The 13,430-nt window shown below is 74.0% G+C and carries 11 protein-coding genes; 7 read left to right on the plus strand and 4 right to left on the minus strand.

The window, feature by feature from the left end:
- Positions 1-44: 44 nt before the first annotated feature.
- Positions 45-551 carry an inorganic diphosphatase gene (locus AB0C17_RS17375; RefSeq protein ID WP_181570752.1) on the minus strand — a complete coding sequence of 169 codons (507 nt, stop codon included), beginning with the start codon at positions 549-551 and terminating at the stop codon, positions 45-47.
- A gap of 449 nt (positions 552-1,000) precedes the next feature.
- Here AB0C17_RS17375 and dacB point away from each other — a divergent pair, with 449 nt between their 5' ends.
- The 3 genes from dacB to tilS all read left to right on the plus strand — a co-directional run bounded on the left by dacB (position 1,001) and on the right by tilS (position 4,628).
- Complete coding sequence (gene dacB / locus AB0C17_RS17380) at positions 1,001-2,422, plus strand: D-alanyl-D-alanine carboxypeptidase/D-alanyl-D-alanine-endopeptidase (RefSeq protein ID WP_357479463.1); 1,422 nt, start codon at positions 1,001-1,003, stop codon at positions 2,420-2,422.
- Between the two features lie 66 nt (positions 2,423-2,488).
- Complete coding sequence (locus AB0C17_RS17385) at positions 2,489-3,556, plus strand: zinc-dependent metalloprotease (protein WP_357385449.1); 1,068 nt, start codon at positions 2,489-2,491, stop codon at positions 3,554-3,556.
- Between the two features lie 121 nt (positions 3,557-3,677).
- Positions 3,678-4,628, plus strand: a complete 951-nt coding sequence (gene tilS / locus AB0C17_RS17390) for a tRNA lysidine(34) synthetase TilS (protein WP_357468799.1) — start codon at positions 3,678-3,680, stop codon at positions 4,626-4,628.
- A gap of 267 nt (positions 4,629-4,895) precedes the next feature.
- On the opposite strand, the gene AB0C17_RS17395 is transcribed toward tilS, so the two are convergent.
- Complete coding sequence (locus AB0C17_RS17395) at positions 4,896-5,855, minus strand: helix-turn-helix domain-containing protein (protein WP_357468802.1); 960 nt, start codon at positions 5,853-5,855, stop codon at positions 4,896-4,898.
- Positions 5,856-6,005: 150 nt separating this feature from the next.
- On the opposite strand from AB0C17_RS17395, the gene AB0C17_RS17400 reads away from it, so the two are divergent.
- The 4 genes from AB0C17_RS17400 to folE all read left to right on the plus strand — a co-directional run bounded on the left by AB0C17_RS17400 (position 6,006) and on the right by folE (position 9,966).
- Positions 6,006-6,143: a hypothetical protein gene (locus AB0C17_RS17400; protein ID WP_018786602.1), complete on the plus strand. Its 138-nt coding sequence runs from the start codon at positions 6,006-6,008 to the stop codon at positions 6,141-6,143.
- Positions 6,144-6,242: 99 nt separating this feature from the next.
- Entirely contained in the window at positions 6,243-6,818 is a 576-nt protein-coding gene (hpt, locus tag AB0C17_RS17405; RefSeq protein WP_013288988.1) for a hypoxanthine phosphoribosyltransferase, read from the plus strand.
- Positions 6,819-7,249: 431 nt separating this feature from the next.
- Positions 7,250-9,262 (plus strand): ATP-dependent zinc metalloprotease FtsH, encoded by a 2,013-nt coding sequence (gene ftsH, locus AB0C17_RS17410; RefSeq protein ID WP_357468805.1) that lies wholly within the window; start codon positions 7,250-7,252, stop codon positions 9,260-9,262.
- A gap of 86 nt (positions 9,263-9,348) precedes the next feature.
- Positions 9,349-9,966, plus strand: a complete 618-nt coding sequence (gene folE / locus AB0C17_RS17415) for a GTP cyclohydrolase I FolE (protein ID WP_259275967.1) — start codon at positions 9,349-9,351, stop codon at positions 9,964-9,966.
- A 50-nt stretch (positions 9,967-10,016) separates the two neighbouring features.
- On the opposite strand, the gene AB0C17_RS17420 is transcribed toward folE, so the two are convergent.
- Both AB0C17_RS17420 and AB0C17_RS17425 read right to left on the minus strand, forming a co-directional pair.
- Entirely contained in the window at positions 10,017-10,718 is a 702-nt protein-coding gene (locus AB0C17_RS17420) for a hypothetical protein (RefSeq protein WP_357385457.1), read from the minus strand.
- The gene (locus AB0C17_RS17425) at positions 10,715-13,300 is read right to left on the minus strand and encodes an FtsK/SpoIIIE domain-containing protein (protein WP_357479466.1); all 2,586 of its coding nucleotides are present in this window, start codon (positions 13,298-13,300) and stop codon (positions 10,715-10,717) included. The genes AB0C17_RS17420 and AB0C17_RS17425 overlap by 4 nt, the downstream gene beginning before the upstream one ends.
- Positions 13,301-13,430: the final 130 nt, after the last annotated feature.

Below are 13,430 nucleotides of genomic sequence, written 5' to 3' on the forward strand. Positions count from 1 at the left end.
CGGGTCGCGCGTCGCGACCCGGGCCTCCGGCGAAAGCGTGGGTGTCAGTGCAGCGTCTCGCCGCGCTCCTCGGCCTCCTTGGCCCGCCGGTACGAGTTGGCGATCTCCGCCTCGGCCTCGACCCGGCCGACCCAGGTCGCGCCCTCGACCGACTTGCCCGGCTCCAGGTCCTTGTAGACCTCGAAGAAGTGCTGGATCTCCAGCCGGTCGAACTCGCCCAGGTGGTGGATGTCGCGCAGGTGCTCCTGGCGCGGGTCCTCGTAGGGCACGCAGAGGACCTTGTCGTCGCCGCCCTTCTCGTCCGTCATCCGGAACATGCCGATGGTGCGGCAGCGGATCAGGCAGCCCGGGAACGTCGGCTCGGGCACCAGCACCAGCGCGTCCAGCGGGTCGCCGTCCTCGCCCAGGGTGCCCTCGATGAACCCGTAGTCGGCCGGGTACTGCGTGGAGGTGAAGAGGGTGCGGTCCAGCCGGATACGGCCGGTCGCGTGGTCTACCTCGTACTTGTTGCGGTGACCCTTGGGGATCTCAACCGTGACGTCGAAATCCATCTTCCACGCTCCCTCGTTTGCCCACGCTGGCTAACGGAAACCAGCGGCTCACCCCCGGCGCGGGGTGAACGCCCCCCGTCGGCTCCGGCCGCCGCATAGTGTTCGGACCGAAGTAGTGTCGCCCAAGGCGATTTCGAGCGGGGGAGGAGGGGGCCGTGGGGAGGGAAGATTCACACTACCGCCCCGAGAGGGTTGACGGGCGCGGGTCCGCCGGTTCCGGTTCCGGCGGGGCCACCGGGCGGGTGTCCGTCCCGGGTGCCAACATCCCTCATCGTCCGGCTCCGGCCGCCGGGTCCGCCCGGGTCGGCCCGCCGCACGATCCGGCAGGCCCGGTGAGCCGGCCCGGCGTGCCGGGCTCGATCCCGGTCAGCCCGCCGGTTCCGCCGTCCGGCGCCGCGCCGCCCGTACCCTCCGGTCCGCCGCCGGGCCGGCCACGACGCCGCTCGCGGCTGCTCGCGGCGCTGGCCTGCGTGCTCGTGCTGGCCCTGGCGGTGGCCGGGCTCGCGGTGCTGCGCCCCGGCCCGGTCGCCGGGTGGCTGGGCTACCCCGACAGCACGGGTACGGCGGTCGCCGCGCCGCCCGAGCCGACCCCGCCGGCAGTGCTGGCCGGGCCGGACGGCAACGCCCCGCTGCCCACCGAGGCCGGCATCCGCGCGGCCCTCGACCCGCTGGTCCGCGCCGCCACGCTCGGCGACCGGGTGCACGTCTCGGTGGCCGACGTGAGCACCGGCCAGGCGCTCTACGGCAGGGGCCAGGACACCCCCACCGTGCCCGCCTCGGTGACCAAGCTGGCGACCGGGGTGGCGGTGCTCGCGGCACGCGGCCCGGCGTACCGGATCCCGACCCGCGCGGTGGCCGGGGCCAACCCGGGCGAGGTGGTCCTGGTCGGCGGTGGTGACCCCACGCTCGCCGTGAACAAGGACGGCTTCTACCCGGGCGCGGCCCGCCTGGACGACCTCGCCGCCCAGGTGCGCGACGCGCTCGGCGGCACCGCGCCGACCAAGGTGATCGTCGACTCGTCGCTGTTCAGCGGCCCGGTCTTCGAGCCCGGCTGGGACGCCGACATCCCCACCGGTGGCTTCGGCGCGGCGATCACCGCGTTGATGACCGACGGCGCTCGGAAGAACCCCGCCGAGGCGCGGCGCACCGCCGAGCAGACCAACCACGCCGCCGAGCGGGTGCCGCAGCCCGACCTGACCGCGGGCCGGCAGTTCGCCAAGCTTCTCGGCCTGACCGGCGCGGCCCAGGTGGCCCGGGGCACCGCGCCGGCCGAGTCCGGCGCCACGGGTACGGCTCCCGGCGCCGAGCTGGGCACTGTCGAGTCCCTGCCGATGATCCGGCTGGTCGACATCATGATCAGCGACAGCGACAACGTGATCGCCGAGGCGATGGCCCGGCAGGTGGCGCTCGCCAAGGGCAAGCCCGGCTCGTTCGCCGGCGGCGCGGCCGCCACCGACCAGGTGCTCGGCGAGCTGGGCCTGCCCGCCGGTGAGATCAGCCTGGCCGACGGCAGCGGGCTGTCCCGCACCAACCGGATCAGCCCTTCGCTGCTCACCGACCTGATCACGATGGCCGGCAACGGCAGTCACCCCGAACTCGCCGCGATCTTCGGCGGCCTGCCCGTCGGCGGCTGGTCGGGCACGCTCGGCGAGCGCTACCGGGCGGCGGCCACGAGCGCCGGGGCGGGTGTGGTGCGGGCCAAGACCGGCACGCTGAGCGGCGTCAACGCGATCGCCGGCACGGTGACCACCGCCGATGGCCGGTTGCTCACGTTCGCCGTGCTCACCGACCGGACCCAGGGCTCGCTGGACGAGAGCCGCGCGGCGCTGGACCGGATCAGCTCGGCGCTGGCCGGGTGCGGCTGCCGCTGACCGACGGGCGTCGATCGGCCGGCGCGACCCCGGGTGGGGGTGTTCCGGCGCGGGTACGGTGGGTTCATGGCGCAGTTCGTGGACTGGGATCTGGCCGCCGCGACCGCGGGGGCGCTGAGTAAGTCGGGCCCTCGGGTGTCGTACGCCGAGGCCACCGACGTGGTCGGCGACCTGCGCCGGCTGACCGAGGAGGCGGCCGGTCACGTCGCCGACTACACCGGCCTGCGTGCGCAGGTCGCCCACCCGCCGGTACGCGTGGTCGACCGCCGCGACTGGGCGGCGGCGAACATCGCCGGGCTGCGTGAGGTGGTCTCCCCGCTGGTCGAGCGCCTCTCCGGCGACAAGCGGCCGGGCGCGCTCACCGAGGCGATCGGCTCCCGGGTGACAGGTGTGCAGGCCGGCACCGTGCTGGCGTACCTCTCCGGGCGCGTGCTCGGCCAGTACGAGGTCTTCGCCGGCGACCCCGGCCAGCTGCTGCTGGTGGCGCCGAACATCCTCGAGGTCGAGCGGAAGCTCGGCGCGGACTCGCGCGACTTCCGGCTCTGGGTGTGCCTGCACGAGGTCACCCACCGCACCCAGTTCACCGCCGTGCCGTGGATGCGCGCGTACTTCCTCGGTGAGGTGCAAGCGTTCGTGGACGCCTCGCAGGGCGGGGAGCACCTGCTGGAACGACTCCGCCGTGGGGTGGCCACGCTCTCCGACGCGGTCAAGGACCCGGAGAGCCGGGCCAGCGTGCTGGACATCGTGCAGACCCCGGCCCAGCGCGCGGTGCTGGACCGGCTGACCGCGCTGATGACGTTGCTCGAGGGCCACGCCGAGTTCGTGATGGACGGCGTGGGCCCGCAGGTCATCCCCAGCGTCGAGTCGATCCGCGCGGCGTTCAACCGCCGTCGCGAGTCCGGCAACCCGCTGGAGAAGGCGATCCGGCGGCTGCTCGGCATCGAGGTCAAGATGCGCCAGTACGCCGAGGGCCGCAAGTTCGTGCACGGCGTGGTCGACCGGGTGGGGATGCAGGGCTTCAACAAGATCTTCTCGTCCCCGCTGACGCTGCCCCGGCTGGACGAGCTGGGCGACCCGGACGCCTGGGTGAACCGCGTACACGGGCCCGCCGGTGCCACCCCGCCCGTCGTCTGATCCGGTCGTTTCGGCTGGTCCGGCCGGCTCGGCTGGTCCCGGCTCGGCCGACGGCACCGGCCCGGCTGATTCCGGCGCTCGGTCGCGGCGATCTCCGTCGCCCGCTCCCGCCGTCGCGGCCGTGCGGCTCGCCGTACGCCGGTTGCTGACCCGTCTGCCCGGCGGCGGCCCGGTGCTGGTGGCCTGCTCCGGCGGGGCCGACTCGCTCGCGCTCGCTGCCGCCACCGCGTTCGTGGCCCCCCGGCTCGGGCGCCCGGCTGGCCTGGTGACAGTCGACCATGGCCTGCAACCCGGGTCCGCCGAACGGGCCGAGGCGGTCGCCGGCTGGGCCCGCGCCGCCGGGCTCGACCCGGTCGAGGCGCTCACGGTACGGGTGGACGGCCGGCCCGGCGGCCCCGAGGCAGCCGCCCGGGAGGCCCGGTACGAGGCGCTGGTCACCGCCGCCCGCCGGTACGACGCGGCCGGGGTGCTGCTCGGGCACACCCGCGACGACCAGGCCGAGACCGTCCTGCTGGCACTGGCCCGGGGCGCCGGACCGCGCGGGCTGTCCGGGATGCCGGAACGGCGCGATCTCGACGGGGTGCCCCTGTTGCGCCCGTTGCTCGACGTCCCGCGTGCCGACACGCGGGCCGCCTGCGCCGCGCTCGGACTCGACCCGTGGGCGGACCCGCACAACGCCGATCCCGCGTACGCCCGGGCCCGGGTCCGGGCCGAGGCACTGCCCGCCCTCGTCGACGCGCTGGGCCCGGGGGTGGTGGCGAACCTGGCCCGTACCGCCGGGCTGCTCGCGGCCGACAACGCCGCGCTCGACGCGCTCGCCGCCGCCGCGCTGGCCGACGTCCGGACCGAGGGGAGCGGCCTGTCCGTCGCCGGGCTCGCCGGGCTGCCGGCCGCCGTCCGCACCCGGGCGCTGCACGCCTGGGCCCGTGAGCTGGGCGCGACACCGGCCGCCCTGTCCCACAGTCACGTGGCGGCGCTGGACGCCCTGGTCACGGCCTGGCACGGACAGGGCCCGGTGCACCTGCCCGGCGGCCTCCAGATCCGCCGCCGGGCAGACCACCTCCAACCCTGACCCGCTGTACCCGGCGCTGCGCCCGCCCTCACCCCTGCCTGCCCGCCGCCGTTCCGACCCTCCCCACCCCCCGGCCCCGCTGATCAAGGAGTTTGGGTCACGTTCCGGCCCTCCCCACCCCTCAAACTCCTTGATCACCGCTCCAGGCGTGCCGGCCGGGGCGTTGATCATGAGGTTGGCGGGGAGAAAATGGGCGGAAAGCGCGGTCAACCTCATGATCGACGGGGTGAGCGCGCCGGGGAGGGGGGTGCACGAGACGGGGGTGGGTCAGGTGGATTGGCGGTCTCGGAAGGTGGTGCGGTAGGCCAGCGGGGTGGTGCCCACCCGGCGGGTGAAGTGGTGCCGCAGGGCCGCCGCGTCGCCGAATCCGGCCTGCTCGGCGACGCCCTCCACGCTCAGCGCGGTGTCCTCCAGCAGGTGCCGGGCCAGCAGCACCCGCTGGTTGGTCAGCCAGTCGTGCGGGGTGGTGCCGGTCTCGGCGCGGAACCGGCGGGCGAACGTACGCGGGGCCATCCCGGCGCGCGCCGCCAGCTCGTCCACTGTCACCTGCCGCCGTAGGTGTCCCATCAGCCACTCCAGCACCGGTTCCAGGGTGGGCGCCTCCGGCGCCTTGGGGATCGGTGTCTCGACGTACTGCGACTGGCCGCCGTCGCGGTGCGGTGGCACCACCATCCGGCGGGCCAACCGGGTCGCCACCGCCGAGCCGTGTTCCTGGCGTACGAGATGCAGGCAGGCGTCGATGCCGGCGGCGGTGCCGGCGCTGGTGAGCAGCCGGTCGTCCTGTACGTAGAGCGAGTCGCACTGGACCCGGGCGGCCGGGAAGCGCCGCTGGAGTTCGTCGGTGTACCGCCAGTGGGTGGTGCAGTCGCGCCCGTCGAGCACGCCCGCCTCGCCGAGGACGAACGCGCCGGCGCAGACGCTGAGCAGCCAGGCGCCCCGGTCGGCGGCGCGGCGCAGCGCGGCGAGCACCGGTTCGGGCACGGGGGTGCCGTCGGCGTGCGCGGGCACCGCCACCAGGTCGGCGTCCTCGACCGGGCCCAGGTCGGCGGTGGGGGTGAGCAGGAAGCCGGAGCGGCTGCGTACCGCGCTGCCGTCGGCGGTGCAGACGTCGAACCGGTAGCCGGGGAAGCCGTCGGCGGTGCGGTCGGTGCCGAAGACCTCCGCGAGCACGCCGAGTTCGAACGCGGCGACCTGGTCCAGGGCGATGACGGCGACCGTGCGGAGCATGTGACGAGGGTAACCCGCCGGATGGCAGGAAATCGATGCCCACTGGCTTTTCTGCCACTGTCGGCCTCGGTCGGTGGTCCGCAGAATCAATGGTGTCCGGTGCGCACCGGCGGCGAAAACAGTCTCAACCATGTGAAAGGGAGCGCCGCCATGACCGTTCTCCTGCTTCTGCTCTTCCTGCTCCTCCTCGTCGGCGCCAGCGCCTTCGGGTTCACCGCCGACACCCGCGACTCGGCCGACTGGAAGCCGAGCGACGACGGGCAGCGCTGGCGCTCCCGTACCTGCTGAGGTGATTTGGTCAGTTCGCGCCGAAAATCCCCGGCGGGACCGCGCCAAAAGGGGCGGCCCCGCCGACGGCGGCGCGGGCGCGTACGGCAGGCTAGGAGCATGGCTGACGGCTCCTGGTACGACGCCGACATCGACCACGTGATCATTTCGGAGGCGCAGATCCGCGACAAGACCGCGGAGCTGGCCAAGCAGGTCTCGGCGGACTACGCCCACGTCGAGGACGGCCTGCTGCTCGTGTGTGTGCTCAAGGGAGCGGTCATGTTCATGGCCGACTTCGCCCGCGCGCTGGGCCGCCAGGGCCCGCCCGCCGAGCTGGAGTTCATGGCCGTCTCCTCCTACGGCCAGGGCACCACCTCGTCCGGCGTGGTCCGCATCCTCAAGGACCTCGACCGCGACATCGCCGGCCGGCACGTGGTGGTCGTCGAGGACATCGTCGACTCCGGCCTGACACTGTCCTGGCTGCTGCGCTACCTGGAGTCGCGCTCCGCGGCGAGCGTCGAGGTGGTCGCGCTGTTCCGCAAGCCGGACGCGGTCAAGGTCCAGGTCCCGGTCAAGTACGTCGGGTTCGACATCCCGACCGAGTTCGTCGTGGGCTACGGGCTCGACTTCGGCGAGCGGTACCGCGAGGTGCCCTACGTCGGGGTGCTCAAGCCCGAGGTGTACGCCCGGGCCTGACCCTGCCGAGCCCTTCGTCAGCTGACATTCAGCGGGCTCTCAGTCTTCCGGTCTACGGTAGGGGCCGGTGACGTGGAGGCACCCTCCACGCCCGGCCCCTCGAACCGCGTGACCGTGCGGTGTGGGCGGGCCGGGTGGGAGCTCCCCGCCACGCCGGCTCAAACCCAGGTTCGCCCTACGCGTAAGCGCCGGGCTCGCAAGCTCGCTCAACGTGCGCGCCGAGGTTCCGAATGTGCGCGACTGCGGGGCTCGCAAGCTCACTCCTCGCGCGCACGGTGTACCGTCGAATGACCGTGGTGCGGCAGTTTGCGTGCCCCGGGGGTCGGGCCGGCCCGCACGGCGGCCCCGGCCGCCGCTCAAGGCGGCGACACCATTCAGACGGTCAGGACGTCGATCAGGAGGATGCGGGCGCCTCGGCACCCGACTACAGCATGGAACGTACGCGTTTCTTCCGCCGACCGGTGGTCTGGATCATCCTGGTCATCCTCGGCGCCGTCGTGCTCAGTCAACTGTTCACCGCTGGTCCCAGCTACCACCGGGTGGATACTTCCGTCGCGCTCGACCAGCTCAACAAGGGCGGCATCGAGAAGGTCGTCTTCCAGGACAAGGAGCAGACGCTCCAGCTCGACCTGAAGGACAAGGCCAAGTTCGGCGACGACACCACCACCGACAAGATCGAGGCGCAGTTCCCGTACGAGGTCGGCGGCCAGGTCTGGAACCAGGTCCGCGAGGCCGAGGCGGCGGACCGGATCACCGGCCCGGTCGACACCAAGGTGTCGTCGGACAGCATCTGGGTCAGCCTGCTGGTCAACCTGCTTCCCATCGCGCTTCTCGTGCTCCTGCTGCTGTTCTTCATGTCGCAGATGCAGGGTGGCGGCTCGCGGGTGCTCAACTTCGGCAAGTCCAAGGCGAAGATGATCACCAAGGACACGCCGAAGACCACCTTCGCGGACGTGGCCGGGGCCGAGGAGGCCGTCGAGGAACTGCACGAGATCAAGGACTTCCTGCAGAACCCGGCGAAATACCAGGCCCTGGGCGCCAAGATCCCGAAGGGCGTGCTGCTGTTCGGCCCGCCCGGAACCGGTAAGACGCTGCTCGCCCGCGCGGTGGCCGGCGAGGCCGGGGTGCCCTTCTACTCCATCTCCGGCTCCGACTTCGTCGAGATGTTCGTCGGTGTCGGCGCCAGCCGGGTCCGCGACCTGTTCGAGCAGGCCAAGTCGAACGCCCCGGCGATCGTCTTCGTCGACGAGATCGACGCGGTCGGCCGGCACCGTGGCGCCGGCATGGGCGGCGGTCACGACGAGCGGGAGCAGACGCTCAACCAGCTCCTGGTCGAGATGGACGGCTTCGACACCAAGGGCGGCGTCATCCTGATCGCCGCCACCAACCGGCCGGACATCCTCGACCCGGCGTTGCTGCGCCCGGGCCGGTTCGACAGGCAGATCCCGGTCGACGCCCCCGACATGGAGGGCCGCAAGGCCATCCTGCGGGTGCACGCCAAGGGCAAGCCGTTCACGCCCGACGTCGACCTCGACGCGGTCGCCCGGCGTACCCCGGGCTTCAGCGGCGCCGACCTGGCCAACGTGATCAACGAGGCCGCGCTGCTCACCGCTCGTAAGGAGCAGCGGGCGATCACGAACGACTCCCTGGAGGAGTCGATCGACCGGGTGATCGCCGGCCCGCAGCGCCGGACCCGGGTGATGAGCGACCAGGAGAAGAAGATCACCGCGTACCACGAGGGTGGGCACGCGCTTGTCGCCTGGGCGCTGCCGCACGCCGCGCCGGTGCACAAGGTGACCATCCTGTCCCGGGGTCGCTCGCTGGGTCACACGCTTGTCCTCCCGACGGAGGACAAGTACACCCAGACCCGGGCCGAGATGATCGACACCCTGGCGTACGCGCTGGGCGGCCGGGCGGCCGAGGAGCTGGTCTTCCACGAGCCGACCACCGGCGCCGGCAACGACATCGAGAAGGCCACCCAGCTGGCCCGCGCGATGATCACGCAGTACGGCATGAGCTCCAAGCTCGGTGCGATCAAGTACGGCACCAGCGGCGACGAGCCGTTCCTCGGCCGCAACATGGGCCACGAGCGGGACTACTCCGACGCGGTGGCCGCCGAGATCGACGGCGAGATGCGTGCGCTGATCGAGCTGGCCCACGACGAGGCCTGGGAGATCCTGGTGGAATACCGGGACGTCCTGGACAACATGGTCCTCGAGCTGATGGAGAAGGAGACGCTCTCCACCGCCGACATGGCCCGGATCTGCGCGCGCGTGGTCAAGCGCCCGCCGATGGCGCCGTACCACGGCTTCGGCAAGCGTCAGCCCTCCACCGAGCCGCCGGTGCTCACGCCGGCCGAGAAGGAGGCGCTGGCCGCTCAGGCCCGCGCCGACGGTGCCGCCTCGATCGGTGGTTCCAGCAACAACTCGGACGGTATGCACTGAACAGCGATCCGACGACGGCCGGCTCCCCGCACAGGGAGTCGGCCGTCTCCGCGACCGAGCCCGACGGCGACGACGCGCTCGACTACGTGGCCGCGCGGCTGATCAGCGGCAAGCTCACCGGTGGCCCGGTGGAGGAGAGCGTCGACCTCGCCCGGATCGAGAAGGCGGTCCGCGAGATCCTCATCGCGGTCGGCGAGGACCCGGACCGCGACGGTCTCCAGCAGACACCGGCCCGGGTGGCCCGTGCGTACGCCGAGCTCTTCGCCGGCCTGCGGGTCGACCCGGCGCAGGTGCTCCGCACCACCTTCGAGGCCAACCACGAGGAACTGGTGCTCGTCCGGGACATCGACGTGATGAGCCTCTGCGAGCACCACCTGCTGCCGTTCCGGGGCAGCGCGCACATCGGCTACATCCCCGGCCCGGACGGCCGGATCACCGGCCTGTCCAAGCTGGCCCGGCTGGTCGAGGTGTTCGCCCGCCGGCCCCAGGTGCAGGAGCGGCTCACCTCGCAGATCGCCGACCTGCTGATGTCCAGCCTCGCCCCGCGCGGCGTGATCGTCGTGCTGGAGTGCGAGCACATGTGCATGGCGATGCGCGGCATCCAGAAGTCGGGCGCGAAGACCATCACGTCCGCGGTGCGCGGCGGCCTGCAGAACGACGCCAAGTCGCGGGCCGAGGCGATGGCACTGATCATGGCCCGCTGACCCCGACCGCCACCGACGGCCGCGTACTCCCGCCGGGAGCGCGGCCGTCGTCAGTCCGGCAGCATGGCGAGCAGCAGCCCGGCGGCGGTGAGCACCGCCGGCACCAGGCAGACCAGGGCACCGAAGCGCGGCGTCCGGTCCACCCGGTCGGTGGGACGCGGACGGAAGACACGCCCCACCGCGAGCCAGCCCAGCATGAACGCGACAGCCGGCAGCGGCAGTCCGACCAGCAGCGCCAGCACCGTCACCGGGCCCGGACCGGCGACCGCGTACAGCACGAGCTGGAGCAGCGGCACCACGAGCGCCAGCGGCCCGTACACCAGAAGGTTGCGCGGACGGGCCGGCCACCGCGCCAGCCGGGGCAGGCCACGCGCGCTCAGCGTGTCGTCCGCCGCGTCCGCCCAGTCTCCGGCGGCGCGCAGCGCCGCCAGCACCGCCGACGGCCCACCCGCCATCGACCGGGCCGCCTCGGTCACCTCAGGCGGCGTCGGGACCAGCGACAACGCCGGTACGCCCAGCTCACGCAGCCGGGACTGCTGCGGCGCCAGCCGTTCCCGTACCACGGTCAGCTCCTCGCGGGCCGCGGCCACCGACCGTGCCTGCTCCCCGGCGGCGGTGGCCGCCGCCCGGCGTACGCCGTCGAGCGCCCGCGCGGCGGCGACATACTCCGCCCAGGCCGACTCGGCGGGATCCGCCACCGTGGCCGGCCCACCCGAGCGGGGCCCCGGTACGGTCGTGCCGGTCTCACTCATGCCGTGCCCTCCCCGGTGCGGTCCGTCGCCCGCCGGTCCGGCTCGACCCGCGCGGTCGCCGCCGCCCCGGTCGTGCCGAACGGCACGAAAACCGTGCCCTGCTCGTCCGGGCCGTCCCAGAGCACCGCGCGGCCCGGCCGGGGCCGCCACCACACCGGGCGGTCGAAGAGCTGCTCCAGCCGGCCGCCCGGCACGTCCGTGACCGCCACGGCGGTGAGCTTGTCCACCTCGCCCTCCGGGCCGAGCAGCCCGGCCAGCGGAGCCGGCGCCCGCCACCAGCCGAGCAGGTGCCGGCCGGCCGGCGGGCCCTCCACCAGCAGCGACCGAAGCAGGTCGGGCGGCAGCTCGGAGGCGTCCGGCACGTCCAGCCCGAACACCACCAGGTAACCCGGCTCGTCCGACGCCATGGCGTCCCTCAGCCCGGCAGCGTCGACGGTCTCCACCCGGTGCCGTCCGGCCAGCTCGGCGGCGAGCGCCCCGGCCGGCTCGGCCGACCCGTTCGCCAGCGGCGCCAGCACGAACCGGACCGCGCCCGGCTGTGCCGCCGCCGCACTGCGAACAGCCGTCACCAGCAGGCGCTCCGCCTCCTCGTCCCGCCCCAGGACGGCCAGGTTCCGTCCCGCGCCCGGCCCCAGCGGCACCGTCACCGTGGACCGGCGCACGTCCACCGCCCGGCCCAGCAACGCGGCGGGCCCGTGGGCGCGGCCGGCGAGCGCGGCCCGGTGCCGAGGATCGTTCGCCAGCAGCGGGCGGGCGTACCCGGCGAAGACCACCGGCGGCGTCGCCGCCTCGTCCCGCGCCTCCCAGAGCCGTCGCCGCAGGTCGGTGAGGACCTCGGGGTCCTCGTACGGATCCGGGAAGCGGATCATCCGCTCGTGCCCCCGGGTCGCGCCGCGCGGCCCGCCAAGGCCACCCGCCGTGTTCACCACCGCGCTGCCCACCGGCAGCCCGGCCGCCGAGTCGTTCGCCGGTTCCAGCACCGCCGAGCCGCCGGGCAGCGCCACCCGCACCGGGAACTGCCCGAGCAGCGGGTCACGCGGACCGCCGATGCCCAGGTCACCCTCGCCGGCCAGCACCAGGTGGATCCCGTACGACCGGCCGGCGCGGGCGAGCGCGTCCAACCGGGCCAGCAGGTCGGCGGCGAGGCGGTCCCGCTCGCGTAGCGCCAGCGGGAAGTTGTCGACCACGCAGACGATCCGGGGCAGCGGCTGGTGCTGCCGCAGCTCGGTGTAGCGCTGCCCACCGGCCCGCCGGGACGCCTCCTCGCGGCGGCGCAGTTCCGCCTCCAGCTCGCCGAACAGGTCGGCCACGTACTCCCGGTCGGCGGCCATCCCGGCGGCGCGCACCTGCGGCACCCAGGAACGGTCCCGCTCGGTCTGGAGGAACTCCACGAAGGACTCGCCGTCGGCCAGGTCGGCCAGGTAGAGCGCCAGCTCGTCCGGGCCGTACCGGGCGGCGAGTCCGAACAACGCGTCGGTCAGGAACGCCGACCGGCCCGCCTGGCCCCGGCCGCTGACCAGCCAGTGCGGGGTCAGCTCGGTGAAGCCCAGGCTGACCGGACGCCCGGCGGCGTCACCCACTGTGGTGCTCAGCCCGTCCGCCGAGCCGGCGGCCCAGAAACCGTCCGCCGGCAGCAGGTCACGCAGGGACAGACGCGAGCCGTCCTCGATCTGCCGGGCCAGCCGCGCACACACGTCGGCGACCAGCTCGGCGGGCGGGTCCTCGTCGAGGAACACGGGCGAGTTCAGCCCGCCCGGCGGCTCGGCGCCGGGACTGCTGAAGCCGGCACCGGGCGGGTCGCCGACAAGCGCGTACGCGGTGCGCACCGTCACCGGTGTGGCACGCGGCAGCGGGCTGCCGTCCGGCCAGCCGGCGAGCACCAGATGCAGCCCGGCGCGCGGCCCACCCTCGGCCAGTCCGGCGAGCCGGTCCAGGTCGGCTGTGGTCGTACCGCCTGGTAGCGCGGCGACCACGAGCAGCAGCGTCCGGTCGTGCCCGCGCTGCCGGGCGGTTCCGGCCGCCATCCACTGCTCGGCCTCGGCCAGCACCGCGCGCATTCCGGCGAGGTCGGTGGCGGGCGGAGGCAACAGCCCGGCGTCGGCCAGCGGCGCGTACCCGGCGAATGTCGCACCGGAACCGCCGTCGACCGCGCGGACCAGCAGCGCACCCGCCGGAGTGGCGGCGAACACCCGCAGCAGCAGCGCCCGGAGCAGCCCGGCCACCCGGGCGTCCGAGGCGTCGGCGTCGAGGCTCAGGTGGCCGCTGCCGAGCAACGGCACCAGCGCCGGGAAGCGGGCGTCGTCGAGCGGCGCGGCCGTGCCCACCCGGACCAGTGGCGGCAGGCCGTCACCGGGCGGTGTCGCCGCGCTGAGCGATTCCAGTGGCCCGCCGGCCCAGCCGGGTGCCGCCAGGTCGGCCGCCGCCCGCAGACGTTCGGCCAGCTCGTACTGCCGGTGGTGGTCGGCCGGCGCGGGCCGGATCTCGTCGAGGATGCCCGCGGCCGCCGTCGCGGCGGCCTCGGCCCGGCGGTGCAGCGCGGCGGCCCGGCCGGCGCGCGCCTTCGGAGTCGCCACCGCGTCCACCTCTCTTTCCGAGGCCGACATGTCCTCCCCGAGTTGTGACGGTAACCCAGGCGGCGGCCGTCCACCGGGATGTCGGTCGGCGCGGTGAGCTGGCCGGCGGTGAGCAGCCTCACCCCGTCGCCGGGCGGCG

The organism is Micromonospora sp. NPDC048887 (genome assembly GCF_040649715.1).
Lineage (GTDB): Bacteria > Actinomycetota > Actinomycetes > Mycobacteriales > Micromonosporaceae > Micromonospora.